The sequence below is a fragment of the Paracoccus zhouxuedongae genome (assembly GCF_041927815.1).
Classification (GTDB): Bacteria; Pseudomonadota; Alphaproteobacteria; order Rhodobacterales; family Rhodobacteraceae; genus Paracoccus.
The window spans coordinates 105,945-131,310 of the sequence record NZ_JBHFHM010000001.1 but is presented as its reverse complement, the minus strand read 5'-3'; the positions used below and the strand labels follow the sequence as shown (position 1 = coordinate 131,310).

25 protein-coding genes and 1 tRNA gene are annotated in these 25,366 nt (G+C 67.0%); 8 read left to right on the top strand and 18 right to left on the bottom strand.

Going from position 1 to position 25,366, the window contains the following annotated elements:
- Positions 1–69: 69 nt before the first annotated feature.
- From ybgC to ruvC, 6 genes are all read right to left on the bottom strand, one after another.
- Positions 70–468 (bottom strand): tol-pal system-associated acyl-CoA thioesterase, encoded by a 399-nt coding sequence (gene ybgC / locus ACEYYA_RS00625; protein ID WP_374796513.1) that lies wholly within the window; start codon positions 466–468, stop codon positions 70–72.
- On the bottom strand, positions 465–1,100 hold the full coding sequence (locus tag ACEYYA_RS00620) for a hypothetical protein (RefSeq protein ID WP_374796511.1): 636 nt from the start codon (positions 1,098–1,100) through the stop codon (positions 465–467). The genes ybgC and ACEYYA_RS00620 overlap by 4 nt, the downstream gene beginning before the upstream one ends.
- Positions 1,097–2,128, bottom strand: coding sequence for a Holliday junction branch migration DNA helicase RuvB (gene ruvB / locus ACEYYA_RS00615; protein WP_374796509.1), 1,032 nt, complete (start codon positions 2,126–2,128; stop codon positions 1,097–1,099). Before ruvB ends, ACEYYA_RS00620 begins: the two co-directional genes overlap by 4 nt.
- A 7-nt stretch (positions 2,129–2,135) precedes the next feature.
- Positions 2,136–2,984 (bottom strand): zinc metalloprotease HtpX, encoded by an 849-nt coding sequence (htpX, locus tag ACEYYA_RS00610; RefSeq protein ID WP_374796507.1) that lies wholly within the window; start codon positions 2,982–2,984, stop codon positions 2,136–2,138.
- A 76-nt stretch (positions 2,985–3,060) separates the two neighbouring features.
- On the bottom strand, positions 3,061–3,741 hold the full coding sequence (gene ruvA, locus ACEYYA_RS00605; protein WP_374796505.1) for a Holliday junction branch migration protein RuvA: 681 nt from the start codon (positions 3,739–3,741) through the stop codon (positions 3,061–3,063).
- Positions 3,738–4,241 carry a crossover junction endodeoxyribonuclease RuvC gene (gene ruvC / locus ACEYYA_RS00600; RefSeq protein ID WP_374796503.1) on the bottom strand — a complete coding sequence of 168 codons (504 nt, stop codon included), beginning with the start codon at positions 4,239–4,241 and terminating at the stop codon, positions 3,738–3,740. Before ruvC ends, ruvA begins: the two co-directional genes overlap by 4 nt.
- A 214-nt stretch (positions 4,242–4,455) precedes the next feature.
- Here ruvC and ACEYYA_RS00595 point away from each other — a divergent pair, with 214 nt between their 5' ends.
- A complete protein-coding gene (locus ACEYYA_RS00595) occupies positions 4,456–4,608 on the top strand; it encodes a DUF1127 domain-containing protein (RefSeq protein ID WP_374796501.1) in 153 nt (50 codons plus the stop codon).
- Here the strand turns inward: ACEYYA_RS00595 and dapE are convergent.
- Positions 4,605–5,759, bottom strand: coding sequence for a succinyl-diaminopimelate desuccinylase (gene dapE / locus ACEYYA_RS00590; RefSeq protein WP_374796499.1), 1,155 nt, complete (start codon positions 5,757–5,759; stop codon positions 4,605–4,607). The genes ACEYYA_RS00595 and dapE overlap by 4 nt on opposite strands.
- Positions 5,760–5,932: 173 nt before the next feature.
- Here dapE and ACEYYA_RS00585 point away from each other — a divergent pair, with 173 nt between their 5' ends.
- The 3 genes from ACEYYA_RS00585 (at position 5,933) to ACEYYA_RS00575 (ending at position 8,567) form a co-directional block, all read left to right on the top strand.
- Complete coding sequence (locus ACEYYA_RS00585; protein ID WP_374796497.1) at positions 5,933–7,567, top strand: acyl-CoA dehydrogenase family protein; 1,635 nt, start codon at positions 5,933–5,935, stop codon at positions 7,565–7,567.
- 78 nt (positions 7,568–7,645) lie between these two features.
- Positions 7,646–8,056 (top strand): META domain-containing protein, encoded by a 411-nt coding sequence (locus ACEYYA_RS00580; protein WP_374796495.1) that lies wholly within the window; start codon positions 7,646–7,648, stop codon positions 8,054–8,056.
- A gap of 91 nt (positions 8,057–8,147) precedes the next feature.
- Positions 8,148–8,567 (top strand): META domain-containing protein, encoded by a 420-nt coding sequence (locus ACEYYA_RS00575; protein ID WP_374796493.1) that lies wholly within the window; start codon positions 8,148–8,150, stop codon positions 8,565–8,567.
- Here the strand turns inward: ACEYYA_RS00575 and recO are convergent.
- From recO to ACEYYA_RS00560, 3 genes are all read right to left on the bottom strand, one after another.
- Positions 8,551–9,255: a DNA repair protein RecO gene (gene recO, locus ACEYYA_RS00570; protein ID WP_374797388.1), complete on the bottom strand. Its 705-nt coding sequence runs from the start codon at positions 9,253–9,255 to the stop codon at positions 8,551–8,553. The genes ACEYYA_RS00575 and recO overlap by 17 nt on opposite strands.
- 125 nt (positions 9,256–9,380) lie before the next feature.
- The gene (locus ACEYYA_RS00565) at positions 9,381–10,484 is read right to left on the bottom strand and encodes a site-specific DNA-methyltransferase (RefSeq protein ID WP_374796491.1); all 1,104 of its coding nucleotides are present in this window, start codon (positions 10,482–10,484) and stop codon (positions 9,381–9,383) included.
- Positions 10,485–10,571: 87 nt separating this feature from the next.
- Positions 10,572–11,207 (bottom strand): ribonuclease HII, encoded by a 636-nt coding sequence (locus tag ACEYYA_RS00560; protein ID WP_374796489.1) that lies wholly within the window; start codon positions 11,205–11,207, stop codon positions 10,572–10,574.
- Positions 11,208–11,331: 124 nt separating this feature from the next.
- On the opposite strand from ACEYYA_RS00560, the gene ACEYYA_RS00555 reads away from it, so the two are divergent.
- The 3 genes from ACEYYA_RS00555 to ACEYYA_RS00545 all read left to right on the top strand — a co-directional run bounded on the left by ACEYYA_RS00555 (position 11,332) and on the right by ACEYYA_RS00545 (position 15,350).
- On the top strand, positions 11,332–12,423 hold the full coding sequence (locus tag ACEYYA_RS00555) for a carboxynorspermidine decarboxylase (RefSeq protein WP_374796487.1): 1,092 nt from the start codon (positions 11,332–11,334) through the stop codon (positions 12,421–12,423).
- A 28-nt stretch (positions 12,424–12,451) separates the two neighbouring features.
- Positions 12,452–13,678, top strand: a complete 1,227-nt coding sequence (locus ACEYYA_RS00550; RefSeq protein ID WP_374796485.1) for a saccharopine dehydrogenase family protein — start codon at positions 12,452–12,454, stop codon at positions 13,676–13,678.
- 136 nt (positions 13,679–13,814) lie between these two features.
- Positions 13,815–15,350, top strand: coding sequence for an AI-2E family transporter (locus ACEYYA_RS00545; RefSeq protein WP_374796483.1), 1,536 nt, complete (start codon positions 13,815–13,817; stop codon positions 15,348–15,350).
- 26 nt (positions 15,351–15,376) lie between these two features.
- Here ACEYYA_RS00545 and ACEYYA_RS00540 read toward each other — a convergent pair.
- Positions 15,377–15,452 (bottom strand) — tRNA-Arg (locus ACEYYA_RS00540).
- Positions 15,453–15,565: 113 nt separating this feature from the next.
- Between ACEYYA_RS00540 and ACEYYA_RS00535 the strand changes: the two genes are divergently transcribed.
- Complete coding sequence (locus tag ACEYYA_RS00535) at positions 15,566–16,588, top strand: LacI family DNA-binding transcriptional regulator (protein WP_374796481.1); 1,023 nt, start codon at positions 15,566–15,568, stop codon at positions 16,586–16,588.
- Here the strand turns inward: ACEYYA_RS00535 and ACEYYA_RS00530 are convergent.
- From ACEYYA_RS00530 to ACEYYA_RS00500, 7 genes are read right to left on the bottom strand one after another with little or no spacing between them, the layout of a single operon-like run.
- On the bottom strand, positions 16,585–17,511 hold the full coding sequence (locus ACEYYA_RS00530) for an FAD:protein FMN transferase (protein ID WP_374796479.1): 927 nt from the start codon (positions 17,509–17,511) through the stop codon (positions 16,585–16,587). The genes ACEYYA_RS00535 and ACEYYA_RS00530 overlap by 4 nt on opposite strands.
- A complete protein-coding gene (locus tag ACEYYA_RS00525) occupies positions 17,508–18,089 on the bottom strand; it encodes a nitrous oxide reductase accessory protein NosL (protein ID WP_374797386.1) in 582 nt (193 codons plus the stop codon). The genes ACEYYA_RS00530 and ACEYYA_RS00525 overlap by 4 nt, the downstream gene beginning before the upstream one ends.
- A complete protein-coding gene (locus tag ACEYYA_RS00520; RefSeq protein WP_374797384.1) occupies positions 18,089–18,910 on the bottom strand; it encodes an ABC transporter permease in 822 nt (273 codons plus the stop codon). Before ACEYYA_RS00520 ends, ACEYYA_RS00525 begins: the two co-directional genes overlap by 1 nt.
- Positions 18,910–19,818, bottom strand: a complete 909-nt coding sequence (locus tag ACEYYA_RS00515; protein ID WP_374796477.1) for an ABC transporter ATP-binding protein — start codon at positions 19,816–19,818, stop codon at positions 18,910–18,912. Before ACEYYA_RS00515 ends, ACEYYA_RS00520 begins: the two co-directional genes overlap by 1 nt.
- A complete protein-coding gene (locus ACEYYA_RS00510; protein ID WP_374796476.1) occupies positions 19,784–21,115 on the bottom strand; it encodes a nitrous oxide reductase family maturation protein NosD in 1,332 nt (443 codons plus the stop codon). The genes ACEYYA_RS00515 and ACEYYA_RS00510 overlap by 35 nt, the downstream gene beginning before the upstream one ends.
- 3 nt (positions 21,116–21,118) lie before the next feature.
- Positions 21,119–23,086: a TAT-dependent nitrous-oxide reductase gene (gene nosZ / locus ACEYYA_RS00505; protein WP_374796474.1), complete on the bottom strand. Its 1,968-nt coding sequence runs from the start codon at positions 23,084–23,086 to the stop codon at positions 21,119–21,121.
- Position 23,087: 1 nt separating this feature from the next.
- Positions 23,088–25,364: a 4Fe-4S binding protein gene (locus ACEYYA_RS00500; RefSeq protein WP_374796472.1), complete on the bottom strand. Its 2,277-nt coding sequence runs from the start codon at positions 25,362–25,364 to the stop codon at positions 23,088–23,090.
- Positions 25,365–25,366: the final 2 nt, after the last annotated feature.

Below are 25,366 nucleotides of genomic sequence, written 5' to 3'. Positions count from 1 at the left end.
TGGCCGGGTCATAACAAAAGACCCGGCCAAGATCAGGGGCCAGGCCAACACATCTGCGTCAACAGCCAGTCACGGCACGGGCAGAACGTCGCGCACGGCGGGCGGAATGCGCACCGCCGCCCCGGTCGCCAACCCCACGCAGACGACCACGACGCGGGCAGTGAACAGCAGATCATCGCCGCGCAGCACCCGCTGATCGAAGATCAGCTTGGCGCCGCCGATCTCGACCAGATCGGTGTCGACGCACAGCATGTCCTCGAAATGCGCGGATCGCAGATAGTCTGCGGTCAGATGGCGCACGACGAACACCACGCCGTCGCGCTTCATTGCGGTCTGATCGACGCCCAGATCGCGCAGCCAGTCCGACCGGCCGCGTTCGATGAAACGCAGGTAATTGGCGTAATAGACGACGCCACCGACATCGGTGTCCTCGTAATAGACGCGAACGGGCAGGCTGTGGTGGGTCATGTCATCATCCTTGCGGCCAGCCGCATCGCGTGGCTGGCATCCATGCTGGCGGCGGGCAGCACCGGGTCATAGGCGGCGCGGATCAGCGCCGCCGCCTCATCGCTCAGCTGCCCGGCAACCACCGGCGCGGGCGCATCCGGTCCCCAACTCAGCAGCGCCCGCGCGGCAAGCGCCAGCGACAGCGCGCCCGCATCCTCGCCGCCCGCGACACGTTCCAGCACCACGGCGGCGCGGATCGCGCCATCTTCCTCCAGCCGGTGCAGCACATGGCGGCGGGCATCGGCGGCCGCCAGCCGCGCGGCCAAAGGCGCGACCGGGCCGACCAGCCCCTCAAGCTCGGCAGCCCCCGCCAGATCCGGCCAGTCGCGCAGGAAGAACACGAACAGATTGGCGCCCATCTCGGCGTCGGTTTCGGCCATCTTGTGCCCGGCCAGGGCCACCACCGCCTCGATCCCGCCCTTGACGGCGGCCAGCGTGGCGTCATCGACACCAAAGACCACCGGCACGATGGGCCGCCGCCAGCGGGCAAAGCGATAGGCCCCGGCCCCGCCAAAGGCGCGCAACACCGCCTCTTTCTTCTTGGCGAAAATGTCCCCGCCGGCGGCATCCGCCCCCGCAACTTGTGCCGTCATTCAAACAAAACCCCCTGATCGGGGCCACGCGGCGCATCGATCCCCAGATGCCGCCAGGCCCGCGCCGCCAGCATCCGCCCGCGCGGCGTGCGCGCGATCAGCCCCTGCTGCAACAGATAAGGTTCGATCACTTCCTCGATCGCATCGCGGCTTTCCGACAGCGCCGCCGACAGGGTTTCCACGCCCACCGGGCCGCCGCCATAATGCTGCGCGATCAGCGTGAGATAGCGCCGGTCGGCGCCGTCCAGCCCCAGATCGTCGACCCCCAGCCGGGTCAGCGCGGCATCGGCCAGATCGCGGCTCAGCCGCCCGTCGCCCTCGACCAAGGCAAAGTCGATCACCCGGCGCAGCAGCCGACCCGCGATGCGCGGCGTGCCACGCGCGCGCCGCGCAATCTCGCGCGTGCCGTCGGGATCGGCGGGAATGCCCATCAGCCGCGCGCCGCGCGCCACGATCAGGTCCAGCTCGGCCTCGGAATAGAACTCCAGCCGGGTGGGGATGCCGAAACGGTCGCGCAAGGGCGTGGTCAGCAGCCCAAGGCGCGTGGTCGCGCCGACCAGCGTAAAGGGCTGCAACTCGATCCTGACGGTGCGCGCCGCCGGCCCCTCGCCGATCAGCAGGTCCAGCTCGAAATCCTCCATCGCCGGATACAGCACTTCTTCCACCGCCGGGTTCATGCGGTGGATCTCGTCGATGAACAGGACGTCGCGCGCCTCAAGATTGGTCAGGATCGCGGCCAGATCGCCCGCCCGAGCCAGCACCGGACCCGAGGTCATCTTGAAATTGACCCCCAGTTCGCGGGCCATGATCTGCGCCAGCGTGGTCTTGCCCAGGCCGGGCGGACCGTGAAACAGCGTGTGGTCCATCGCCTGCCCGCGCATCCGGGCGCTTTCGATGAAGACGCGCAGATTGGCGCGGGCCTCGGCCTGGCCGACGAAATCGGATAGCGATTGCGGCCGCAACGCGCGGTCGCTGTCGGTGCTGTCCTCGGGCAGGGGTGAGGCGCGCAGGGTGGGATCGGGTTCCATCTGCCCCCTATCGCACGGACCGGGCGATCTGTTCCAGCGCCGCGATGCGGTTGGCGGTGCTGGGATGCGTGGAAAACAGCTTGTCGTGGCCAAAGACATGCAGCGGGTTGATGATGAACATATGCGCCGAGGCTGGATTGCGTTCCGCCGACGGGTTGTCGATGCCCTGCGCCATCGCCTCGATCCGGCGCAGCGCCCCGGCAAGCGCCATCGGCTGCCCGGTGATCGCGGCGGCGCGCGCATCGGCCTTGTATTCCCGCGTGCGCGAGATCGCCATCTGCACCAGACCCGCCGCCAAGGGCGCCAGGATCATCAGCGCCAGCCCGACGATCGGATTGACACCGCGTTCGCCATTGCGCGACCCGCCCATCAGCAGGCCGAATTGCGACACCATGCCGATCGCACCGGCCAGCGTCGCGGTCACGGTCATGATCAGCGTGTCGCGGTTTTCGATATGGGCCAGCTCATGCGCGATCACGCCCTCGACCTCATCGCGCGACAGGTTGCGCAAGAGACCCGCCGTGACCGCCACGGCGGCATTCTGCGGGTTGCGGCCGGTGGCAAAGGCGTTGGGCTGATCGGTGTCGATGATATAGACGGCGGGCATCGGCAGGCCCGCGCGGCTGGCCAAGCGGCCCACGGCGTCGAACAGGTCCGGGGCAACCTCGCGCGTGACGGGGCGGGCGTTGTGCATCCGCAGCACCATCTTGTCGCTGTTCCACCAGGAAAACAGGTTCATCCCGCCCGCCAGAACCAGGGCGATGACCATGCCGCCCGATCCGCCCAGGGCATAGCCAAGGCCCAGAAAGATCGCGGTGATCGCCGCCATCAGCACAAAGGTGCGCGCATTTCCCATCGTCATCTCCTGTCATCGGGGCGGTCGCGGGCCGCCACGGGAACAAGCGCCGGGTCGCCGTTGCGGTTCCGCCTGCCTAATCCTGCGGGGCCAGGCGGCGCAGCGCGGCGCGGATCAGTTGCGCGGTGCCGCTGACGCCATCGCCTGCGGCGGCGGCGACCGCACTGGCGGCCTCGGACGGGGCATAGCCCAGATTGGCCAGTGCCGACATCGCCTCGGCGGTGGCGGCAGCCTGCGGGTCGGGCGCGGCGGCTGAGGTGCGGCGGCGGGCGGGGGGCGCGTCCTCGATCACTGCCGCGTCGCCCGCCTCATCAACCGCAGGGTCGACCGACAGATCGCCGCCCAAAGCCATGACCGACGGGGCCTTGTCCTTCAGCTCCATCACCACGCGCTGCGCCAGTTTGGGGCCGACACCCGGCGCGCGCCGCAGCGCCGACCAGTCGCCAAGCGCAAGCGCGCGCGACAGACCGTCCGGCCCCAAAGTGCCCAGGATCGACAGGCTGGCCTTGGCCCCCACGCCCTGCACGCCCGTCAGCAGCCGGTGCCATTCCTTTTCGTAAAGCGTGGGGAAGCCGAACAATTGCAGCAAGTCCTCGCGCACCAGAAGGTCGGTATACAGCGCCACCGCCTGCCCCACCGGCGGCAAAAGGCTAGCGGTGCGGGTCGAGACATGGACGATATAGCCCACCCCGCGCACGTCGATCATCACATGATCCATGGCGCGATGCAGGATCACGCCCGCCAGCCGCCCGATCATGCCACACCCCGCATCGCCGCCGCCAGCCGACCCCGGCCCTGGCAATGATGCGCGTGGCAGATCGCCACCGCCAGGGCATCCGCGGCATCCGGCCCGGCCAGCTCGACCCCCGGCAGTTGGAACCGCACCATATGCTGTATCTGCCCCTTGTCAGCATGACCCACGCCGACGACCGCCTTTTTCACCGCATTGGGGGCGTATTCGCCGACCTCCAGCCCCGCCTGGGCCGGCACCAACAGGGCGATCCCGCGCGCCTGTCCCAGTTTCAGCGTGGCCACCGCGTCCTTGTTGACAAAGGTCTGCTCGACCGCCGCCGTGGTCGGCCGATGTGCCGCGATCACCGCCGTCAACTGGTCGAACAGCCCCGACAGCCGGCGCGGCAGGTCATCGCCTTCGGAATGCAGGATGCCGTTGGCGACATGGCGCAGGCGCGGGCCGTCGACGTCGATCACCCCCCAGCCCAGATTGCGCAACCCCGGATCAATCCCGATCACCCGCATCCGCTGCCCCTTTGCCCGTTGTTTTCCCGGCGATAGCACGAAAAGGGAACATCGCCAAGCGCGACTTGAGCCACGGCAATTTCGGGGGAAATGGGGCGCGCCCGCCATGCGCGGAAAGCATGGCGACGTTGCGCCGCCGCGCCTTGTCCGATGCTGCGGTGCAGCATAGTTGATGCAGCGACCCAATCCGGGGTCGGAGGAAAGGAACACGATCATGACCACAGCCACCGAACGCCTGGCCGCGCGTTGGCAAGCCTGGGCCGCCGCCCGCGAAACCCGCCGCGCGCTGAACCGCCTGTCAGAGCGCGATCTTGAGGACATCGGCCTGTGCCGCGCCGATATCGACAGCGTGGTGACGGGCCGCTAGGCGGCCCCGCCGTTGAAATACCGCCGCAGGATCTGATGATAGACCGCCGTCAGCGCGGTGATCTGATCCACCGGCACCTGCTCATCCACCTGATGCATGGTCTTGCCGACCAGGCCGAACTCGACCACCGGACAGTGGTCTTTGACGAAGCGCGCATCCGACGTCCCGCCCGAGGTCGACAGAACCGGCGCCTGCCCGGTCAGATCGCGCACCACCCCCGCGACCAGATCGACCAGTGCGCCGGGCGGGGTCACGAAGCTGTCGCCCGACACATCCGTGCGAATGTCCAGCCCCACGCCGGTCGTCGCCGTGACCTGCGCCGCCAGCCCTTCGGCCCAGTCGCGCAGGCTGCCCGCGCTGTGGGCATCGTTGAAGCGAACGTTCACCGTCGCCGTCGCCCGCGCCGGGATCACGTTATTGGCCGGGTTGCCGCAATCGATGGTGGTGATCTGCAAGGTCGAGGGATCGAAATGATCCGTCCCCTGATCCAGCGGCGCGGCCGTCATCTGCGCCAGCAGCGCGGTCAGCGCGTGCAGCGGGTTTTTCGCGCGATGCGGATAGGCGGCATGGCCCTGAACCCCGGTCGCGGTGATATTGAACGTCAGGCTGCCACGGCGGCCGATTTTCATCATGTCGCCCAGCACCTCGGTCGAGGTCGGCTCGCCCACCAGGCAGACATCCATCCGCTCGCCCTGCTGGCCCATCCAGTCCAGAAGCGCGATGGTGCCGTCGCGGCCGGGGCCTTCCTCATCGCCGGTGATGGCCAGGATCACCGCGCCATCGGGCGGCGTCGCGGTGACGAAATCCACCGCCGCCGCCGCAAAGGCCGCCACGCCCGATTTCATGTCGGTCGCGCCGCGCCCCCACAGGATGCCGCCCTCGATCTGGCCGCCAAAGGGGTCGCGGGTCCAGTCGGCGGGATTGCCGATCGGCACCACATCGGTATGGCCGTTGAAGCCGAATGTCCGCACTGCCCCCTTTGCGCCCCAGCGGGCAAACAGGTTCGGCGTGCCGTTGCGATCGACGCGGGTGCAGGTGAAACCGGCGCCGGTCAGCAGCCCCTCAAGCAGGATCAGCGCGCCGCCCTCATCGGGGGTGACGGACGGGCAGCGGATCAGATCGGCAGTCAGGGTAACGGGATCGGTGGTCATCGGCTTCTCCTTCATCGGGGCGATCATCGGGCTTTTGCGCGCCACCGCAACCCGCGCCCTGTCGATTTTCGTTGCGACACATTCATGCGTCTGGCGCTGCATGTGCGAAAGATGATTGCGCTGCACCTGCAAAGCCCCTAATCCGGTCGTGCCACTTTGCAGGAGCCTTGCCCATGTCCACCAGCCCGATTCTGGCCGATCTTCTGACCCTGACCGATGCCGCCGCGACCGAGGTGGAAACGCTGGTGGCGCAGGCCACCGCCGCGCTGTCGGACCGGGTGCGCGTCGATGGCAAGGTTGCGGCCGCCGCACTTGAGGATGAACAGCACGCCGCCCATGCGCTGTCGTGGCTGGCCACCTATGGCCAGGCGCTGCGGCAGATGCACGGCTGGGCGGCGCGGGTCGAACCCTTTGGCGCGATGGAACAGTTGATCCTGCAAATCGGTGCGGGTGAATATCTGGCGCAGGTCGCGGGCGGCATCCCGATGAGCCAGGGTGAAATGGCGCGCCTGTCCGACCTGGGCCTGACCTGGACCCCCGGCACCGCCGCCGCCACGCTGATCGCCAAGGGCAACACCCCGGCGGCGCGCAAGGCCCTGGTCGCGCTGATGCGCGACAACGCGGGCCGCGCGACCTTTGGCGCCAGCGGCCTGGACGAGGATCTGGAGATGATCCGCGACCAGTTCCGCCGTTACGCCGATGACCGCGTCGTGCCGAACGCGCATGACTGGCACCTGAAGGACGAGCTGATCCCGATGGAGGTCATTCACGAACTGGCCGAACTGGGCGTGTTCGGCCTGACCATCCCCGAGGAATATGGCGGCCTTGGCCTGTCCAAGGCCAGCATGGTCGTGGTGTCCGAGGAACTGTCGCGCGGCTATATCGGCGTCGGCAGCCTGGGCACCCGCAGCGAAATCGCCGCCGAACTGATCCTGTGCGGCGGCACCGAGGATCAAAAGGCGCAGTGGCTGCCCAAGCTCGCCTCGGGCGAGGTGCTGCCTACCGCGGTCTTTACCGAACCCAACACCGGGTCCGACCTGGGGTCGCTGCGCACCCGCGCCACCCGCGTCGGCGACGACTGGGAGGTGACGGGCAACAAGACCTGGATCACCCATGCCGCGCGGACCCATGTGATGACCCTGCTGGCGCGCACCGATCCGGCGACGACCGATTATCGCGGCCTGTCGATGTTTCTGGCCGAAAAGACCCCCGGCACCGACGAGGCCCCCTTCCCCACCCCCGGCATGACCGGCGGCGAGATCGAGGTGCTGGGTTATCGCGGGATGAAGGAATACGAGCTTGGCTTTGACGGCTTCAAGGTCGCGGGCGCGAACCTGCTGGGCGGGGTGCCGGGTCAGGGTTTCAAGCAGCTAATGCAGACCTTTGAATCCGCCCGCATCCAGACCGCCGCCCGCGCCATCGGTGTCGCGCAATCCGCGCTTGAGGTCGGGATGCGCTATGCCGAGGATCGCAAGCAGTTCGGCAAGCCGCTGATCGCCTTTCCGCGCGTGGCCGACAAGCTGGCGATGATGGCGGTGGAAATCATGATCGCCCGGCAGTTGACCTATTTCAGCGCCTGGCAAAAAGACCATGACAAACGCTGCGATCTTGAGGCCGGGATGGCGAAACTTCTGGGCGCGCGGGTGGCCTGGGCGGCGGCGGACAATGCGCTGCAAATCCACGGCGGCAACGGCTTTGCACTGGAATACCAGATCTCGCGCATCCTGTGCGACGCGCGCATCCTGAACATCTTCGAGGGCGCGGCCGAGATTCAAGCCCAGGTAATCGCCCGCCGCCTGCTCGAGTAACGGGCGATCACGGCGGGCGGGAACCTTTTCACGCCCTCGTGCGTTGCGCGTGAGATTTGGCTGACCAAGATCCGCGCCATGACGAATGCCCGCCGCCCCGTGATCGCCTGCCTGGCCTTTGCCCTGGCCGCCTGCCAGCCGCAGCCGGCCGAGCAGGCCACGCCCTCGACCGATGCCACCGGCAGCTATCGACTGGTGACGCTGAACAACAAGCCGCTGGCCGGCGGCGCGACCCTGTTGTGGGAGGCGGATGGCCGCATCACCGGCGAGGCGCCCTGCAACGCCTTCTTCACCCGCCAGACCTCCGTCCTGCCCGCGCTGTCGCTTGAGCCGATCGGCCTGACGCGGCGCGCCTGTCTGTGGTCGGGCGATGAGGCGGCCTTTGTCGCGGCGCTGACGGCGGCCAATGTGGCGATGCCCGACACGCAGGGCCTGACCCTGACCGCGCCCGATGGCACCACGCTGCGGTTCGCGCGCGATCCGGCGTAAGCCTCACCACCCCGTGACGTCACGCAAAGGTGTGACATGCCGCGCGACACCTGCGTCATACTGGCCCGGTTCAACCGACCCGCGAGGCCCCATGCACCGCCGCATCTTGCTGACCCTGCCCGCCACGCTGGCCCTGGCCGCCTGCCTGCCCGCCCAACCGACCTCCCAACCGACCGGCGAGACCACGCCCTTTGCCGGGCCGTGGCGGCTGATCCGGTTGAACGGTCGCCGCTTTGACCAGCGCGCCACGATCAGCTTTGGCACCGATGGCACGCTGACCGGGGATGGTCCCTGCAACCAATGGGGCGGGCGGCAGACGGCGGTGCAGCCCGCCTTCCGCGCCGAGGACGTCTATTCCACGATGGTCGCCTGCACCGATGACGCCGCCAACACCGCCGAGGCCGATTTCCACGCCGCCCTGCGCACCGCGAACCAGATCGCCTATACCGGGCGCGGCATGACGCTGGCCGGGCCGAACGGCGTGCAGATGGATTTCACCCGCGACGGCTAAGCCGGTCGACCAGCCGCCCGCGCGCGGCAGGCAGCGGCCTGTCGCCCAGATCGCTGGCAGCACGGGTCAGGAAATGCCCGGTCAGCGACAGCGCCGCCGGCAGGTCGGACGCATCCAGCCGCCCGTCCGACAGGCCCGGCGGCAGCGGCAGCAACCGGTCGGCCCAATCGCCCGCCCCGGCCCGGCTGACCGCGCGACCGCTGCGCGGGCTGACAAACACCAGCCCGTCGCGCGCGCCCGTCACCGCGCAGGCCGACAGATCCAGCCCATAGCCCAGTTCGGCCAGCAGATCGCATTCCCAGCCGACATAAGCCGCGCCCCAGTCATTGCCGTCCAGCAGCGCCTCGGTCGCGTCATGCAGGCCGGGATGGGGGTCGCGTTCGGCCAGAAAGTACGACAGCAGCGCACAGACGGCGTTCAGCCCCGCCAAAGCCAGCGGATCGCCAAGCAGATGCGCGCGCGACCGCACCGGTTCGGCGGTGAACTGGCCCAGATGATCCGACAGCCGCGCCCGCCACCGCAGCGCCAGCCGACTGCCCGGTTGCAGCATCGCCGCGCGTTTCGACGACTGCCCGCCCGGCACGACACCGGCATGGCGGCCATGCGCGCGGGTCATCACCTCGACCAGCATGGCGGTCTCGCCATGCGGCCTTCGCGCGATCACCGTGCCCTCATCCGCCCAATCCATCGCGGCAGGCTGCGCGCCGGGCCAGCGGGCGTCAAGACGAAAGAACCCCGCCGGGCGGATCGCACGGCGGGGCAAGTCGGTGCCGGGGCGCGGCTGCGCCCGCCAGCACACGGCGGTTCATGATGTCAGTGTTCCATCTCGGCACGGATCTGCTGGCGCAGCAGGTCGATGGGGATCATCTTCCCCTCGCGCTTGTAATGCCAATAGGTCCAGCCGTTGCAGGACGGCGCCCCCTCAAGCTGCGCGCCGACCTGATGGATCGAGCCCTTCATCGCATCGGCGATCAGCGTGCCATCCGCCCGCACCCGCGCGGCATGACGCGAGCCGACGGAATAGAGCGTCTCGCCGGGCCGCAGCATCCCGCGTTCGACCAGCGTGCCGAAGGGCACGCGCGGTTCGGCGCGCTTGCTGGTGGTCGTTTCCAGCGCCGATTTGTCGAACGGGCGCACGCGCGCCAAGCGACGTTCGGCGGCGGTGCGATAGGCTTCCTCGCGCTCGATCCCGATGAAGTCGCGCCCCAGCATCCGTGCCACCGCGCCGGTGGTGCCAGTGCCGAAGAACGGATCAAGGATCACGTCGCCCGGATTGGTGGTGCCGACGATGACGCGGTGCAGCAGCGCCTCGGGCTTTTGGGTGGGGTGGGCCTTGTCGCCCGCCTCGTCCTTCAGCCGCTCGTGCCCGGTGCAGATCGGGATCACCCAGTCCGACCGCATCTGAACGCCTTCGTTCAGCGCCTTCAGCGCCTCATAGTTGAAGGTATATTTCGCGGCCTCAGACTTGCTGGCCCAGATCAGCGTCTCATGCGCATTGGTCAGCCGCTTGCCGCGAAAGTTCGGCATCGGGTTCGACTTGCGCCACACCACGTCATTCAGAATCCAGAACCCCTGGTTCTGCAATTCCGCGCCCATGCGGAACACGTTGTGATAGCTGCCGATCACCCAGATCGCGCCGTTCGGTTTCAGCAGCCGGCGCGCGGCGGCCAGCCAGTCGCGGGTGAACCGGTCATAGGCGGCGAAATTGTCGAACTGGTCCCAGTGATCGTCCACCGCATCGACCTTGGAATTGTCGGGCCGGTGCAGATCGCCGCGCAGTTGCAGGTTATAGGGCGGGTCGGCAAAGATCAGGTCAACACTGCCCTCGGGCAGGCTGTTCATCACCTCGATACAGTCGCCAGCCAGTATCTGATTGCGTGGCAACGCCGCCGGCGTGCCCGTGTCTTTTCGTGCCATATCTGCCTCTGATCCCGGCGGTTTGGGTGCCGTGGTTATGCCCCAAAGATGAGTCAGACCCGATTCGCCGTCAATTTCTTTTTTGAATCAAAGGGTTGAAGAAATTGCTTGGCACAAGATATTGTGGACGGGTTTGAACGAACGCCTATGGTGTGGGGTCACCCCTAGACGCGACAGCGCGGCCAGATGGGCGGGCGTGGGGTATCCGGCGTTCCGTTCCCAGCCATAGCCGGGGTGCTGTTGCGCCAAATCCACCATGATGCGGTCGCGCGCCACCTTGGCCAGGATCGAGGCCGCCGCGATCGACAGGCTGCGTGCATCGCCCTTGACCACCGCCTCGGCCCCGCAGGCCAGATCGCGCGGCAGGCGGTTGCCGTCGATCAGCGCGAAATCGGCGGGCCGCGCCAGCCCGGCCAGTGCCCGGCACATCGCCAGATGCGCGGCGTGATAGATGTTCAGCGCGTCGATCTCCTCGACACTCGCATGGGCGACGCACCATTCGGCGCTGTCCTTGATGGCGGCCTCCAGCGCCAGCCGCCGCGCTGCCGTCAGCTTCTTGGAATCGTTCAGGCCGGGGGGAATGCGGCCGGGGTCCAGCACCACCGCCGCCGCCGTGACCGGCCCGCAGAGGGGGCCGCGCCCGACCTCATCCACACCGGCGATGCGCAGGGCGCCGCGCTGCATCGCGGCCATCTCGAAGCTGAAATCAGGGGGCTGGGTCATGGCTTCGGGCATAAGCCGCAGGCCGTCCGGCGTCCAGCGCGCTGTCATGCCGCCGTCACCGATCCTTGCGAAAGGGGGGGCCGGGCTTTATATCCAGCGTTCATTTCTGACCGGGGGGGCCGCCATGCAGACGCCATTCTATCTGATCGACGCGGCCCGCCTGACCCGCAATATGGAAACCGTCGCCCGCCTGCGCGAGGCATCCGGGGCCAAGGCGCTGCTGGCGCTGAAGTGCTTTGCCACCTGGGCGGCGTTTCCGCTGATGCGGCCCTATATGGACGGCACCACGTCATCCAGCCTGTATGAACTGCGCCTGGGGCATGAGGAGTTCGGCGGCGAAACTCATGCCTATTCCGTGGGTTGGGCCGACCACGAGATTGACGAGGCGTGCAGCTATGCCGACAAGATCATCTTCAACAGCCTCGGCCAGCTTGACCGTTTCACCGCGCAATCGCAGGGCATCACCCGTGGCCTGCGCCTGAACCCGCGCTTTTCGACCAGCGGTTTTGACCTGGCCGACCCGGCGCGGCCGTTCAGTCGCCTTGGCGAATGGGACATGTCGCGGCTGGAACAGGCGATGGACCGGATCAGCGGCGTGATGATCCATTACAATTGCGAAAACCGCGATTTCGACCTGTTCAGCGACCAACTGGCCCGCATCGAGGCCGATTTCGCCAGCATTCTTAAAAGGTTGGATTGGGTCAGCCTTGGCGGCGGCATCCATTTCACCGGCGAGGGCTACCCCGTCGACAAGCTGGCCGACCGGCTGAAGGCCTTTGCCGACCGCATGGGCGTGCAGGTTTACCTTGAACCGGGCGAGGCCAGCATCACCCAATCCACCACGCTGGAGGTCAGCGTGCTGGACCTTCTGGACAACGGCAAGAACATCGCCATCGTCGACAGCTCGATCGAAGCGCATATGCTAGATCTGCTGATCTATCGCGAAACCGCCAAGCTGCCGCAATCAGGCGACCACGCCTATCAGATCGCGGGCAAGACCTGCCTGGCGGGCGACATCTTCGGCGAGGCGCGCTTTCCCGCGCCGCTGGCCATCGGTGACCGGATCAGCATCGCTGACGCCGCCGGCTACACGATGGTCAAGAAGAACTGGTTCAATGGCGTCGCCATGCCCGGCATCGCCATCCGCGACACCGACGGAACGATCCGTCCGGTCCGCAGCTTCGGTTACGACGATTACAAGGCATCCCTGTCGTAACCATCCCGCCTGAAAGGAGGCCCCCGAGTTGAAAAAGCCCAATGTCCTGATCATCGGTGCCGGTGGCGTGGCGCAGGTCACCGCCCATAAATGCGCGCAATGGTCCGCCGAGTTCGGCGATCTGCACATCGCCAGCCGCACCAAGGCCAAGGCCGAAGCGATCCTAGCCTCGATCCGCGACAAGGGTCATCACGTGCCCTTTACCGCGCACAAGATCGACGCGATGAACAGCGGCAAGGTGGCCGATCTGATCCGGGCACTGGACGCCCGCATTGTCATCAACGTCGGTTCGGCCTTCGTGAACATGACGGTTCTGGATGCCTGCATCGAAACCGGCGCTGCCTATATGGACACCGCGATCCACGAAGACCCGGAAAAGATCTGCGAAAGCCCGCCCTGGTATGGCAATTACGAATGGAAGCGCCGGTCTGCCTGCGAAAAAAACGGCGTGACGGCGATCCTGGGCGTGGGCTTCGATCCGGGCGTGGTGAACGCCTATGCCCGCCTGGCCGAGGACGAGTTCCTGGATACGATCGACAGCATCGACATCGTGGACATCAACGCCGGATCCCATGGCCGCTGGTTCGCCACCAATTTCGACCCGGAGATCAACTTCCGCGAGTTTACGGGTACCGTCTACTCCTGGCAGAACGGCGCCTGGCAGTCGAACAAGATGTTCGAGGTCGGCAAGGTCTGGGATCTGCCGGTGGTGGGCGAACAAAAGGCCTATCTGACCGGCCACGATGAGGTTCACAGCCTGTCCGCCCGCTATCCGCAGGCCGATGTGCGGTTCTGGATGGGCTTTGGCGATCACTATATCAACGTGTTCACCGTGCTGAAAAACCTTGGGCTGTTGTCCGAACAGCCGGTCAAGACCGCCGAGGGGCAAGAGGTGATCCCGCTGAAGGTTGTGAAAGCCGTGCTGCCCGACCCGGCCAGCCTGGCGCCGGACTACACGGGCAAGACCTGCATCGGTGACTTTGTGAAGGGCACGAAAGACGGCCAGCCCGCCGAGGTGCTGATCTATAACGTCGCCGACCACAAGGAAGCCTTCAACGAGGTCGGATCGCAGGGCATCAGCTATACCGCCGGGGTGCCGCCGGTCGCCGCCGCCGTGCTGATCGCGCGCGGCGATTGGGACGTCAAGAAGATGGTGAACGTCGAAGACCTGCCGCCGCGCCCCTTCCTGGAACTGCTGGGGCAGATGGGCCTGCCCTCACGCGTTGTGGTGAAGGGCGAAGATCGCCCGATCTGAGCCGCCCCCCACCACCATGGCAAACAGGATGACCCCCGCCGCATCCCGGCGGGGGTATTTTTTGAACCGCGCGGAACCCCGCACCCGCGCGCCGGTTGTCAGCAAGGTGCAGGCGCGGCGCGCGCGGGGGGACAGCATGGCCGATCACGATCACTTCAAGATGTTTCCGGTTTCGGCCAGCACTGAAAAGCGGCTTGTGCCGGGATGGGCCATCATCGGCATCTTCCTGATGATGCTGTTCTATTTCATCGCCGACGCGCGCGAATTTCTGATGCCGCTGACGCTGGCGATGCTGTTGTTCTTCGTCTTCATGCCCTTCCGCCGCTTCATGGAACGGCGCGGGGTCGGGTCGGGCGCGACGGCCGGGATCGTGACGGTCGGCATCGTGCTGACGCTGGCGGTGCTGGGCTATCTGATTTCCGGCCCTGCCGGGCAATTGATCAAGGACGCGCCGCAGATCAGCCAGCAGATCGAACAGCGTCTGGACGATCTGCGCAGCTCTTTCCGGCCGCTGGAGGCGGCGGCGCAGCGGCTGGACGAACTGTCGGGCGGCAGCGCCGCCCCGGCGGATGGTGCCGCGCCCGCCGAACTGGATGGCGCCGCCGGTGTCCGCCCTGACACGCCCGACCTGCTGGCCGCGCCCGGCACGACGACCTCGACCGCGACCGGGACGCTGACCGTCAATCCGCCCCCCGGCCAGCCGGCCACCGACGCCGGCATCACGGTCGAGGTCACGACCACCCCGAACCAGGGTTCGACGGTGATGAACGTGCTGTCGCTTGGCCCCTCCGTGGCAGGGCAGGTGCTGTTCACCCTGATCCTGCTGTTCTTCCTGCTGGCCTCGGGTGATCTGCTCTATCTGAAGATCGTGCAAAGTTTCGACACGCTGCGCGACAAACGCGCCGCCTATATGGCACTGCGCGAGATTGAATCGAGCCTGGGCGCCTATCTTGGTGCGATCACGATCATCAACGCGGGCCTTGGCGTGGCGATTGGTCTGGCGATGTGGGCCTGGGGGATGCCCAGCCCGCTGCTGTTCGGCCTGGCCGGGTTCTTGCTGAACTACATCCCCTATATCGGCTCGATCATCGGCACGATCGTCTCGGCCCTGGTCGCACTGGTGGTGTTCGACGGCGTGTGGGAGGCGGCGATGGTCGGCCTGACCTTCCTGGCGCTGACCTCGATCGAGGGGCAGTTCGTCACGCCCTATTTCGTGTCGCGCCGGTTGCAGTTGAACACGGTCGTCGTGTTCATCACCGTGGCTTTGTGGGCCTGGCTCTGGTCGGTGCTGGGCATGATCGTCGCGGTGCCGGTGCTGGTCGTGCTGCGGGTGCTGGCCGAACATATCCCCGGCCTTGAAAAGTTCGGCAACTTCCTGGCTGGCGAGGCCCCGCCCGAGCTTGAGGAGGAGGACGAGGAAGAACCCGAAGCCGCCCCCAGTTCCACCGCGCAACTGGCAGATGAACTGCTGCCCGGCGCGCGCGAGGCGGGTGAGGCCGCAGGCGTCAGCGATGGTGAGCTGGAGGCCGCAGCCCTTGCCGCCGCCACCGCCGCATCCGAGGCCGAAGCCGCCGTTGCCGATGCCGCCGAAAAGTCGCGCAAGGCCGCCGACGCCGCCCAGACCGCGGCAGATGAGGCCGCGCGCCACATCGAACAGGGCCCGCGGGGCTGAGGCGCAGATGCAAAACTGCCGGGGTCTGGTGACCCCGGCAGGACTTGAACCTGCAACCTATCCCTTAGGAGGGGATCGCTCTATCCGTTGAGCTACGGGGCCGCCGCACCCGTCATGCGGCGCTGCGCGCCGAAAAGCAAGGCCGCACGCAGCCCACCCCGCTTGCAACGCCGCATGTTTTAGCGCAATCGTTAAACATAACGATAGCGGGGGACGTGACCTTGACGACATCCAACCGGCGACGCCGCACCTTGACGCTGCGCGACGTATCCGAAGCCTCGGGCGTGTCGGAAATGACCGTCAGCCGGGTGCTGCGCAATCGCGGCGACGTGTCGGATGCCACCCGCGAACGGGTGCTGAAGGCCGCCAAGGATCTGGGCTATGTCCCCAACAACATCGCCGGTGCCTTGGCCAGCCAGCGGGTCAAGCTGGTCGCGGTCATCATCCCGTCGCTGTCGAACCTGGTCTATCCCGATGTTCTGACCGGGATTTCCGCCGAGCTTGAGGATACCGGCCTGCAACCGGTGGTCGGCGTAACCAACTACTCCGCCGAGACCGAGGAAAAGGTTCTGTATGAGATGCTGTCTTGGCGGCCCTCGGGGGTGATCCTGGCGGGGCTGGAACATACGCCTGCGGCTTTGGCGATGCTGCGCAATGCCGACATTCCGATTGTCGAGATCATGGATATCGACGGCACCGGCATCGACAGCGTCGTGGGCATTTCCCACCATCGTGCCGGGCGCGAGATGGCGGCGGAAATCCTGGCGGCGGGGTATCGCAAGATCGCCTTCCTGGGCAGCAAGATGCCCGACGATCACCGCGCCCGCAAACGGATGGAGGGGTTCGAGCAGGCCCTGGCCGAGGCCGGCCTGACCCTCGCCGAGCGCGAGTTCTATTCCGGCGGCTCATCGCTGAAAAAGGGCCGCGAGATGACCGAGGCGGTGCTGGCCCGTCGCCCCGATCTGGATTTCATCTATTATTCCAACGACATGATCGGCGCGGGCGGGATGCTTTATGCGCTGGATCGCGGTATCGACCTGCCCGGCGATCTGGGCATGGCCGGCTTCAACGGTGTCGACCTGCTGGAGGGGTTGCCGCGGATGCTGGCCACGACCGTCGCACGGCAGGCCGACATCGGCCGCACCGCCGCGCAGATCGTGGCGGGGCGGCTGCCGGGCCAGCAGGTGATCGCGCTGGACCCGGTGCTGCGGCGCGGCGACACGATCCGGCGCCGCTAGGCGGCCACTGGGTCCGCCATCTCGACCCGCACATCGGGAAAATGCGCGGCCATCTGGGCAATGCCGTCCTGATCGCCGATCAGGCAGGCCGCCGTGGACAGCGCGTCGGCCAGACCGGCGCGCGGCGCGCTGATCGACACGGCGCGCCAGACCGGACCGGCGGGCAGGCCGCTGGCCGGGTTCAGGATATGCCCCACCTGCCCGGCCGGATCAAAAGCCGTGCCCAAGGGGGCCGAAGTCGCAAGCGCCCGATCCGACAGGATCAGCCGGGGCCCGCCGGACAGCGTGACCGGCCAGCCATCGGTGCCACGCTCACCACCAAGGGCGCGGATCTCGCCCGTATCGACCAGCACATCGGCCAGACCTTCCGCGCGCAGCCGGTCGGCCACGCGATCGGCGATCACCCCCTGCGCCACGCCGTTCAGGGTCAGCGCCATGCCGGGCCGGGCCAGCACCACCGCGGATTCAGACACCGCGACATCGCGCCAGCCGGTCAGCGCGCGCGCGGCGGCAAGCACCGCCGGATCGGGCGGCGCACCCTTGGCCCAAGCCTCGGCATGGGCGGCCCACAAGGGCTGGACGGTCGGATCGAACCTCCCTCCGCTGGCCTGATGCACCGCGCCGCACAGGCCCAGGCACTCCAGCAGCTCGAAGGGCGGGGCGTCCAGGCGACCATCGCGGTTCAGCCGTGCCAATGCGCTGTCGGCGCGATACAGGCTGAAGATCCCCTCAAGCCGGTCGATCTCGGCGCGGGCGATGGCGATCATCCGTTCGGCCTCGGGGTGGACCATGGCGATCACCGCGCCCGAACCCAAGGCGGTTCCGCGCCAGACGGTCGTGGCGGGCGGCGCGGCCCATGCCCCGCGCAGCGCGGGCAGCAGGCCAAGGCCCGCGGTCACGGTCAGAAAGCGTCGGCGGTTCATGGATTAGTCTCCCTCTGGGGGGCCAGGGCGCGCAGGCGGCTGGCGTAATCATCCTGATCGGCGGCATCGGTCGCGGCATCGGGTGCGGGCGCGCCGGCACTCAGCACGTCTTCGCTGCGAATGGCGTCATAGGCAACCACCTGCCCGCCCCATTCGGCGGCAAAGGCCTGCGCGGCGGCGGCATCGGAAAACGGCACCGTCTCGGGGGCACCCATGCCGCCGTCGCGGCGCGATCCGATGACGTAATGGGCGGCGGTGGCGGGCATCCAGTTGCTGTCGCCCGGATGATCCCAATCGGGCGCGCGGGCCATGTCGCTGGCATAGATCACGGTGATCGGCGCGGCCTGTTCGGGCATCCGCGCATAGGCAATCGCATCGCGCACCTGGCTGAAGAACAACGGGTTGGGGTTGTCCTCCAGATGCACCTGCGCCTTGGGACCGGGATGTTCCAGCAAGTTCATCTGGCAGTAATGGCCAACCGCCTGCGCCGTCATCTGCACCGGATCGGGCAGCGCCTGCGCCTCATCCCGGCAGGCGGCGGTCATCAGGGCCAAGGGCAGGATCAGCAGCCAACGCATCATGGTGTCACCCGTCGAAAGGCCAGCCAGGCGGCGGCAAAGCCAGCCACCGGCCACAAGATCAAGGAACTCAGCGCCGCGGCTGGCGGGATCGACCGCGCGGCCCCACCCAGTCCCGCCGCCGCCGCCGTCGCATCCGAGGCAGCCAGATTGAACAGCCGGAACGCATCGGCCGGATTGGCCAGCAGCGCGGCGGGCAGATAATCCGTGGTCAGCGCCCCGCCGTTATCCGCGACCACCGCCGCCAACAGGGCCAGATCATACAGCACCACCGCCACGACCCACAACCCGATCGCCAGCCCCGCCGCACCCGAGGGCCGCCCGGCCAAGGCCGACAGTGCATAGCCCGCGCCCAGGAAGGTCGCGCCCAGCAGGGTCGAGGTCCAGATCAGCCGCCACAGCGCGGGCAGACCCGCCGCCGCGTTGCTGTCGGCGCCGATGGCGACCACGGCCGCCAGCCCGTAGCCCGCCAGCAAGGCCAGCACCAGCACCGCCAGATGCGCGACCATCTTGCCCGCCAGAACCTCGGCCCGCGTGACGGGATAGGTCAGCAGCAGCGCCAGAGTGCCGCGCTCGACCTCACCGGCGATGGCGTCGAAGGACAGAAGCAGCGCGATCAGCGGCACCAGATAGACGGCCAGGCTGGTCAGGCTGGCGACCACGACCGACAGCCGGTCGGCCCCCAGGGCGCCGGTCGGGGCCGACCCTGCGGCGGTCAGCACCAGGGCAAAGATCATCATCAGCCCGGCGGCAATCGTCACCCAGCGGTTGCGCAGGGCGATGCGGAACTCGGACCCGGCGATGGCAAGGATGCGTCCCATCATGCGACCTCCGCCGCAGGGGATGCGGCCTGGGCGCTGAACCGGCTGTAGATGTCCTCAAGGCTGGGGGGCTGGATGTCGATATCGGCGATCAGCCCACCCAACGCCGCCAGTTCGGCCAGCACCGCCATCTTTCGATCCAGCGGCACCGACAGCAGCAGATGGTCGCGTTCGACCCGCGCCTGCGGCAGGCGGGCGGCCAGATCGGCCCCCGGCGCGGGCGTCACGGCGATGGTGACCGGCAGACCGGCGCGGCGGCGCAGATCGGCCATCGTGCCCTGGGCCACCAGCACGCCGCGCGACAGGATCAGGATCTGGTCGGTGCGCGCCTCGACCTCGGTCAGGGCGTGACTGGACAGAAGGATCGCGGTCCCCTGCGCGGCCAGATCATCCAGCAGCGCATAGAAATCGCGCCGCGATACCGGGTCGAGGCCCGAGGTCGGCTCATCCAGGATCATCAGGTCGGGCTGGCCGATCAGCGCCTGCGCAAGGCCCACACGCTGCCGCATCCCCTTGGAATAGGTGCCGATCCGGCGGTCGGCGGCATGGGACAGGCCCACCCGATCCAGCAGATCGCCCGCCAGCCGCGCGTGCTGGCCGCGCAACCGCAGATAATGCGCGACCATCTGCCGCCCGGTCAGCGCCGGATGAAAGGCTGCGTTTTCAGGCAGATAGGCGGTAACGCGCCGCGCCGTCGCACTGCCCGGCGCGGCCCCCGCCACCGCGACCTCGCCACCATCGAACGGGATCAGGCCCAGCACGATTTTCATCAGCGTCGATTTGCCCGCGCCGTTGTGGCCCAGCAGCGCGACCCGCTGCCCGGCCCCGACCTGAAAGGAAACCTGATCCAGCGCCGTCATCGCGCCGAACCGCTTAGTGAGCTGACAAAGGGTCAATCGCGGCGTCATCATAATCTTCCGAAAGCCAAGGTGGATTGGCCGCGGCCTCGCGCGCGGCGATGTCGTCTGGCACGGCGATCTGCGGCGCCACGACCAGGGGAAAGCTGTCGACCACGCCGCCCGGCAGGGTGGCGGGAAAGCTGGATTGCGACCAGCGGATCAGTTGCACTGCGGGGCTGCCGGTCAGCAGCGCGGCGGCGGGTTGCGACCACAGGATGTGGTCCATCAGGTCATTGGGGCGGAACGGGCTGTCGGCGATCCCGTCTCCGTTCAGATCAAAGGCGGGATGGTCGGACCAGTAATTGCCGCGCCCTTCAAGGCTCCATTCCAGATCGCGCGAGCCGACATATTTCACCTGCTCGCGGTTGCCGACAAAGGCATTGCCGGTGATCGCATTACGTTCGGACCCGGCGGTGAAATGGATGCCGATGTCGCAGCCCTCGAACCGGTTGCCGGCGATCAGGTTCTTGTGGGCGTTATAGATAAAGGTGCATTTCTCGGCCCCGCCGCGCACCAGATTGCCCATCACATCGCCGCCATTGGCATAGTTCAGCATGACGCCGTGGCTGCGATCCTTCAGCGACAGGTTGTTCAGCACCTTCACCCGGTCGGAATACATGATCGCATAACCCAGGTGGTTGCCGATCGAGATATTGCCGCTGACCTCGCTGTCGTTGGTCGACATGTAATGCACGGCAAAGCGCAGGTCGCGGAACAGGTTGCGCCGGAAAATCCCCTTGCGCGAGATGCTGGTGAAGATCCCGTCGCGGCCCCAGCGGATGTCGTTGTCCTGCACGACCAGGCCGGGCGCGTTCCAGACATAGACACCATTGCCACGGTCGTTCATCCGCGCATCCTGACGGCCCAGGATGGTGTTGCGTTCCACCAGCACATCATGGCCGCCATGCACATCGATGCCGTAAAGGTTGCCCTCCAGCCGGTTGTCGCGGATCACGGCGCGGTCGCCGCCTTTCAGGATGCGCACGCCGCTGTCGATGTCGGAATGGTTGTCGCCCGAACCGATCAGGATCAGGCCCGTCACCTGCGTATCGGCACCGGTGATGGTGATGACGCTGCCCCGCCCCTGCCCGTCGATCCGCGCGCCGGGCTGGCCGGTCAGGGTCAGCGGGCGGTCCAGCGTCACCGGACCTTGGTGATCGCCGGGGGCCAGCACCAGCACATCGCCGGGGGCGGCCCCGGCGATGGCCTTTTGCAAGGCATCGCCACCCGCTGCCACCTCGATGCGGCCGGCCATCGCGGGGATGGTCGTCAGCATCAAAAGGGCAAGGGCGGCGATGCGGATCATGTCTTACGCCTTGGGCCGCACGAACATGCGCCCGCGCATTTCCATGTGCAGCGCGTGGCAGAACCACTGGCAGTAATACCAGTAGACCCCCGGCGTCGCCGCCACGAAGGTGACCGAGGACGTCGCCTGCGGCCCGACCTCCATCGCCACGCCGTGATTGCCCATGGTGAAGCCATGCGTCAGGTCGTCGATGTCATCCAGGTTGGTGACGATCACCGTCACCTCATCGCCCTCGTTCACCTCGAAGCTTTCCAGGGCGAAGTTCGGGGCCTGGCTGGTCATGTAGACGCGCACCTTGGTCGGGTCGTCCTTGTCGCGGATAACGCTGTCCTGCCAGTTGTCCAGATCGATGCCATCGGCCTCGGCCTGGGCGCGGGTCTCGGCCCACATCGGGTCGTGGCGATCCCAGACCGAGCGGATGTTGGTCATCTTCGACCGATGCACGGCGATCGCATCATGGGGTTCGGCAAAGTTCGGGCCGTCATGCACGACCTCCATCTTGCCGTCCTGGATGTTGATCAACTGGTCGTTTTCCGGCTTCAGCGGGCCGACGTTCAGGAACCGGTCCTTGCTGAACTTGGACAGGCAGACCAGCCATTTGCCATCCGCCTCAAGCGTTTCGCCCATCGAGGTCTTCAGGTGGCCGGGCTGATACTGCACGTCGATCTTCTGGATGATCGGGTCGACCTTTTCGCCGTTATGCGCGGCGATGGCCTTTTCGATGTTCCATTTCACCACCTGGCTATCCAGGAACAGCGAGGTGTAGACGTTGCCTTCGCCGTCAAAGGCGTTGTGCAGCGGGCCAAGGCCCAGTTCCGGCTGCGCCACGATCACGCTGGCCGGTTCGGCCTGATCCTGGAACACCGCATCCAGCTTGGTCACGTCGATCACCGAGACCGTGGGCGACAGCTTGCCACCGATGCACAGGTGCTTCTTGTCCGGCGCCATGTTGCAGCCATGCGGGTTGTTCGGGATCGGGATGTAGCGGGTGTAACGCTTGGCGGCGTTTTCCTTGCGCCCGTCCAGCACCTTGCAGCCGTTCAGCTCCTGATAGTCGCCGGCGGCGATGCCGGCCTCGATCGCGGCCAGATCGAAGACCACGACGTGATCCATCTCGGCCTCCATCATCTCGGCCGAGTTCATCCCCATTTCCGAGTTATACGAGGTCGAGAAGGCATATTTGCCCTCATAATCCGCGTCGCAGTTGTCCAGGTTGCCCGACACCATGATCTGCCAGGCGACGGTCATTTCGGCAGTGTCGACAGCGGTGAAGATGTTCACATAGGTCGACACGTCGTCCATCGTGCTGCCGTCATTGACCAGCGGGGCCTCATCCTCGCCGTTGCAGAACAGGTATTTGGACGACGGCACCTTTTGCGGGCGCATCCCGTGGATGCCCTTGGCGTTCGGGATCTCCAGGATGCGGTCGCATTTCATCACGTCGCAGCGCACCCGCGCGACGCGGGTGTTGGCCTTGTCGTTCATGAACACATACTGGCCGTCATATTTGCCGTCGGTATAGGACATGTGGACGTGGTGAAGATCACCATTGTCATGGATCTTCTTGCCATTGGCGGCCAGTTGCTTGCGGGTCTTTTCGGTCATCGTGCGCTGATGCACGCGGATCGATTCATTCGTCTGGCCCCAGCCGGTCGCCGAGCAGCGGTTGAACACCGGCACCCGCATCAATTCGCGCATCGAGGGCACGCCCAGAATCCGCATCTCGCCGGTCTGGCCCGAGGACCAGAAGCCGTAGTATTCGTCCAGTTCGCCCGGCTTCAGATGCCAGGCCGCGCCGGATGCCGCGGTTTCGGCGGCGGCGGGGGTCGCGGTCGCGGTTGCCACGGCAGCGGTGCCACCCGCCAGCATCGCGCCCCGGCCAAGCGCGCCACCGCCCAGCAGGGCCGCGCCACCGGCGGTCGCGCCCAGCAGGCCACGGCGGCTGATGCCGGATTTCGGAAGATCGGTCATGTCAGACTCCTTTCGAGGTCAAATTGGGATGGTTGGCCAGGCCCGGTCGCGGCGCATCGGTCAGGATGGGCACCGATCCCGCCGCAACGGTTTCGCGCCGCTTCATCTTCTTGATGACGACCGGGCATTTGGTTTTCGAGTGATACAGAACCTGGCAATGCAGGCAGTTCAGGCATTCGTTCGGGTTGATCTCACCCGTCGGATGGATCGCCTGCACGAAGCATTCATTGGCGCAGGTCTGGCAGGGGTTGCCGCATTCCTTGTAGCGCTTCAGCCAGTCAAACATCCGCAGCCGCGCCGGGATCGCAAGGCCCGCGCCCAGCGGGCACAGATAGCGGCAGTAGAACCGTTCGACGAACAGCCCCGCCGCCAGCAGCGCCGCGACATAGGCCACAAACGGCCAGGCGCGCGCGAACTTCAGCACGATGGCAGTTTTGAACGGCTCCACCTCGGCCAGATGTTCGGCCTGTTCCAGACTGGCCAGCGATACGCCGAACAGCCCCAGGAAGATCATGTATTTCACCGGCCAAAGCCGTTCATGCAGGCCCCAGGGCAGCGTGACCTGCGGGATGCCAAGGCGGCGGCCGATCTGGTTCAGCAGCTCTTGCAGCGCGCCAAAGGGGCACAGCCAGCCGCAATAGGCCCCCCGCCCCCAGAAGATCAGCGCGGCGGCCACGGCGAACCACAGGATGAAGGTCAGCGGGTCCAGAAGGAACGCCTGCCAGGAAAAGCCGGTGGCCAGCGAATTGGCCAGGGCCATGATGTTGACGACCGAAAGCTGCGCGTTCCACATCCAGCCCAGCACCACCAGGGTCAGGGTCAGAAAGCCCATGCGGAACCAATAGACGGCGCGTTCGGACCGGGTGATGAACTCTTGAAAGAAGAATACCCCGGTCAGCACGGTCAGCATCGCGCCCAAAAAGATCACCTGCGGGGTCTTGGCCTGCCAGATCCGCTGCCACAGCGCGGCCTGGGCCTCGGCCTCGGGCTGGTCGGCGGCGGCGATGGCGGGGCTGACCGGGGCGGCGGCGGGGGTCGCTGCGGCGGGCGCGGCGGCAGGTTCGGGCGCCGGATCGGGCAGCTGCGTCAGAAACGCCTTGGGCAGGTCATAGGCCAGATCGAAGGTGGTAAAGACCTTTTCGATGGCGGCCACGTCGCGATGCGCCAAAAGCTGGATACGAAACGGCTTGGTCGGATCGAAACCGCTGTCGGCCGGGATCTTGAACAGGTCGACTTCGGCAAAGTTGGGCGCGCCGGGCGCGGCGATCGCGGCGCGGCGGTGCTGGCGGTCGCGGAAGCGCACCGACACATCGTCCTGGATCAGCACGATCCGGTCAAAGATGCCGCCGCGCACATAGCCCGAGCCTTTGAAGCTATAAAGCCCCTGCCCGGCGATCAGCACCGCGTGGTCGCCCTCGGCCAGCCAGGATTTCAGGTTCGCCTCCTCGGCCGCGCCCAGCACCGCCCGGCCGATCCCCGGCACGCTGACAAGCGCCGCATTCATGTCGATGAAGGTGGTGTCGGGCGGATCGGTCAGCGCGCGGGCGGTGGCGCGCGGATCGCCCAGGGCGGCGAAGGCTTCATTCACCTGCGCAACGGTCACATCCAGCCGGCGCACCGTGCCGTCGCCGACCATCGTGGACCAATCGGCGGCGGCCTCGGCGCTGTCGTTGATGGTGAACCGCGGGCCGCTGGCGGCGGCGTCAGCGGCCATGCCCCCCAGCCCCAAGGCGCGGGCCACCCGCAGCGAGGACCGGATGATGGAATCGTCGATCACCATCACCGTGACCGTCGCCCCCGAGACGATGTTCAGCTCATGCCCGGTGCCGCCAGAGGCCGCTTCGGCCACCAGATCAAGCCCTTGGTAGCCCTCGGCGACGGCCTTCATCTTGGCATCGGGAATGCCGATCAGCACGATGGGTTCGGAGTGTTTGACCAGCCGCACGCCCAGGATTTTCGCCTCGGGGCTGACGGCGACCATGGTGTGAATGGGCTTGCCGGAATATCCGGTGGTGCCGACAAAATCGCTGGTGATAAAGGCATAGCCCAGCGTCTGATCGCCCTTCAGCACCGGGGCGACGGGCAGATCGCGGCGGACCGGGCCATAGGCATCGGCGCCGGGCACCAGATCGGCGGGGGCGACTTCGGGCAGAAAACGCGCCAGCACCGGCGCGGCGGGGGTTTGCGCCAAGGCACTTGGCGCGGCGCCGATCTGGGCGGCGATCAGCGTCAGGGTCAGGCAAAGCAGGCGGAACAGGGCCGTCAGGGCAGGTCGCATGT